The sequence below is a fragment of the Streptococcus sp. GMD6S genome, from assembly GCF_000297015.1.
In genome coordinates this window covers 1-3,283 of sequence record NZ_AJRH01000297.1, presented here as the reverse complement: position 1 = coordinate 3,283, position 3,283 = coordinate 1, and the positions used below count along the sequence as shown (strand labels likewise).

5 protein-coding genes and 1 pseudogene are annotated in these 3,283 nt (G+C 37.9%); 3 read left to right on the top strand and 3 right to left on the bottom strand.

The window, feature by feature from the left end; genetic code table 11:
- Positions 1-490, top strand: a 490-nt coding sequence (locus GMD6S_RS12870) for a hypothetical protein (protein WP_000326301.1), incomplete at its 5' end; no start/stop codon positions are given.
- 86 nt (positions 491-576) lie between these two features.
- Here the strand turns inward: GMD6S_RS12870 and GMD6S_RS10960 are convergent.
- A pseudogene (locus tag GMD6S_RS10960) lies at positions 577-867 on the bottom strand (IS30 family transposase); the annotation flags it as partial.
- Positions 868-1,130: 263 nt separating this feature from the next.
- Here GMD6S_RS10960 and GMD6S_RS10955 point away from each other — a divergent pair.
- Positions 1,131-1,544: a helix-turn-helix domain-containing protein gene (locus GMD6S_RS10955; protein ID WP_000622651.1), complete on the top strand. Its 414-nt coding sequence runs from the start codon at positions 1,131-1,133 to the stop codon at positions 1,542-1,544.
- Positions 1,541-1,981: a hypothetical protein gene (locus GMD6S_RS10950; RefSeq protein WP_000724381.1), complete on the top strand. Its 441-nt coding sequence runs from the start codon at positions 1,541-1,543 to the stop codon at positions 1,979-1,981. Before GMD6S_RS10955 ends, GMD6S_RS10950 begins: the two co-directional genes overlap by 4 nt.
- A 172-nt stretch (positions 1,982-2,153) precedes the next feature.
- On the opposite strand, the gene GMD6S_RS10945 is transcribed toward GMD6S_RS10950, so the two are convergent.
- Both GMD6S_RS10945 and GMD6S_RS10940 read right to left on the bottom strand, forming a co-directional pair.
- Entirely contained in the window at positions 2,154-2,849 is a 696-nt protein-coding gene (locus GMD6S_RS10945; protein ID WP_001288936.1) for an LrgB family protein, read from the bottom strand.
- Positions 2,846-3,220 (bottom strand): CidA/LrgA family protein, encoded by a 375-nt coding sequence (locus GMD6S_RS10940; protein ID WP_000781325.1) that lies wholly within the window; start codon positions 3,218-3,220, stop codon positions 2,846-2,848. Before GMD6S_RS10940 ends, GMD6S_RS10945 begins: the two co-directional genes overlap by 4 nt.
- Positions 3,221-3,283: the final 63 nt, after the last annotated feature.

Genomic DNA, 3,283 nt, shown 5'->3' with positions numbered 1-3,283 from the left:
TGTTTATGACCGCCAAGGGTACTTGACCTTGACCTTGCCTGTCTCTGAGCACCAAATCATCACCGCAAAACTTTTAGGTGGTCTTGTCTGGTCCATCTTAGGCTATATCGTCTTTATCTTGAGTATATTGATTATCATCTTCTTAACACCAATTGAAAAAGACTTCACTGCCCTCTACAACTTCATTTCCCCTTATCTCAGCTACGGCTGGCTGTATGCCCTATCACTATTTGTCGGGTCAATCGCATGGATTTTATCCATTTACCTCTCCATCTCTATCGGGCAACTCTTTAACGAGTATCGAACAGCCATGGGGATTTTAGCCTATATCGTCATTTCCATCGTTATTGGTTATATCACTTTCTTCTTAAGAGTTGACAATGACTATAACGTGATGGCTAGTACAGAAATCTTGCGCGATCTCTTTTTATCAGCTATCTACTATCTCGGAACCTACTATATCTTGAAAAACAAGGTTAATTTGCAATAGTTTAAACGTCAAAAAAAGGATAACATCTCATCACTGAGAGGCTATCCTTTTCTTTATCTCATTTTCTAACTAGATTAAAAAATTGAATAAGTTCCTTTAATAACATCAAGACTCCAATTTTGTTCTAAAAGAGTTTGGATAAAATCTTTTTCTGATTGCGTAAGACTGGTTTTATTCCTGCCACAGCGTTTCTTATTGATTTTATATCGGTTATAGTAATCATAAGCAGAGTGCCCCTCTTTCAGATAGTTGATGACATTGTAGATTGTCTGTTTTGATCTGCCAAGTGAAGTCACAATATCTGAAACTTTTATGTTTTCTTGATAGTAAGCCTCTATCATTACAAGCTCGTTTGTGGTAAGATGAGTATAGGTCATTTATGTTGGTTCCTTTCAGACAAATGTGGTAGTTTATCTGAGCCTAACATAGATGGCTTTTTCTGTCTAGATTAATTTTACAAATTGGGTGTTAAAAAAATTGAATTAGGAATATAAAAAGTTCTAGTATTTGTACTAGAGATCAGACGGGCTTCTTTTTTGCTATGATTTTTAACAAAAAACTCTCGTTTTGCCAATAAAAGATGCTTGAAAGTTGGACAAGAAGGCTCTATAATGAGTTCAGGAAAAGAGGTAGGAAAAGTATGATTAGTGAAACGATTGCTCTGCTAAGGAAAAAGTCAGGTTATTCTCAGGAAAAATTAGCTGAAAAAGTAGGCGTATCTCGTCAGACTCTCAGTAAGTGGGAATTGGGCGACAGTTTACCGGATATTATTTCTTCAAGTCGTTTGGCAGAAATTTTTGATATCAGCTTAGATGAGTTGGTTAATGGGGATGTCTCTCCTTTTGCTACTAAAGCCAAAGAAGGGAAGTATATTTTTGGAACGGTAACTGTTGGTGAAAAGGGACAAATCGTCATTCCTGCACGAGCGAGAAAAATTTTTAACATCCAAAAAGACGACAACCTTATGGTTTTAGGTGATGTCAATCAAGGCTTGGCCTTGTTGAAGAGCGATTTTTTTATTCAAGCTTTTGAAGAAATGGGGTTAATGAAATGAAAAAAATTACTGGTTTTGGTCTTAGCTTTGCAGTGTTTATATTTTTCTTGAATTTGATAGGCTGCTATGATTTTGTCATGGTAATGACGCGTAACCAGACTTATTTTGCAGAACATTATAATTCAGCTATTATGGTTTACTTTAGCCATTATCCTGTTGTCTTTGTAATTGTGTGGTTTAGCCATTTGTTAGCTGCTACCTTGAGTCCGATTTTCTATTTTTTCAGAAGAAAATTAGCCCTTACTTTGGCTGGTCTTGCTTTCTGGGGAGATGCTCTGCTGATTCTATTGACCAGTCTTTTTAGGAATCGCATTCAGGTTTTTGGTTGGCAATTTTTCGTTGATTTGGTTGTTTTAGGATTGCTTGGCCTTTATTATCTGTATTTGCGTAAAATATTTCTTAGCACATCAGGAAAAACATCTAGGATTTTAAAATAGTCCTAGGTGTTTTTTGGTTATTTATGTATATTGTCTATAAATACGGCAAGAAAGTGAGAGAAGTGATTTTTTACTAAGAATCTGCTTCTGTCTAGCTTAATTTTACAAATTGGGAAAGTAAAAACCTATAACATACGATTCGAAAAAGCAAGGAACTTAAATTCCTTGCTTATTAACTCAATATCAAACTGGCTACGATGGGACTTACAAATACGTAGAGAATACCAGTAATACCGATAGCCAAGCCACCCATGGCTCCTGCTACAGAACCGTAGCGAAAAGCCGTTCCTGTTCCGACAGCATGACCTGTTCCACCAAGGGAAAGTCCAACTGCAACTGGATCGTCAATCTTCAACCACTTCAAAAGGGTGGGTCCGATAACACTGGTCAAAATCCCAGTGGCTACTACAACCACCAAGGTTACGGTTGTCAATCCTTGCAATTTTTCTGTGATCCCCACTGCCATGGCTGTCGTTACCGACTTGGGAAAGAGAGAAATGGCTAGGAAAAAGTCCATGCCAAATATTTTCGCCACAAGGGCTGTGAAAGAGGTATTGACAACTACTGCTAACAGACTCCCGAAAAGAATACTCCGCGCATGGTGCTTCATCAGATGAAAACTCTTATAAAGCGGAATCCCTAGAGCCACGGTCGATGGGACAATCAAGTTGTTCAGATAAACCCCACCTTGGTAATAATCTTGATAAGAAATACCCGTCGCCTTAAGGAAAATAATGATAAAAATAGCCGACAAAAGCAAGGGCGTTGTCAAGGGATGGGGAAAACGTCTGTAAATCAACATCCCCACTAGATAAGCTAGGATAGATAATGCAATCCCAAATAGAGGATTGGATACAAATTCGCTCATTTGGCATCTCCTTTCTCATAATCTCCCTCAAATCGTCTCTTGATAAACTGAACCACTAGGGCAATAAGGATAATGTTGATGACAGCCGCAAAAAAGACAATCAAGACGATGGGTAAAAGATAAGGGGCAATCACATCAAACTTTTCCATGATACCCACTGCTGGCGGCAAAAAGAGAATGGTCATATTGGCCAGCAAGAAATTTCCAACCATGTTGACATGTCTGGTCCTTAGCCACTTGAACTGTAAGGCTAGAAAGAGAATAATCAAACCGATAATACTGCCTGGGATGGGCAGATGAAAGAAACTAGAAATTCCCTCTCCGATAAGAGAAATCACAAAGAGAATCATTAATTGAACATATAATTTCATCCTAAACTCCACGAAATAGACTTCTTGCATACCAGTTTACTCTTTTTTCAGAAAATTTCAAGG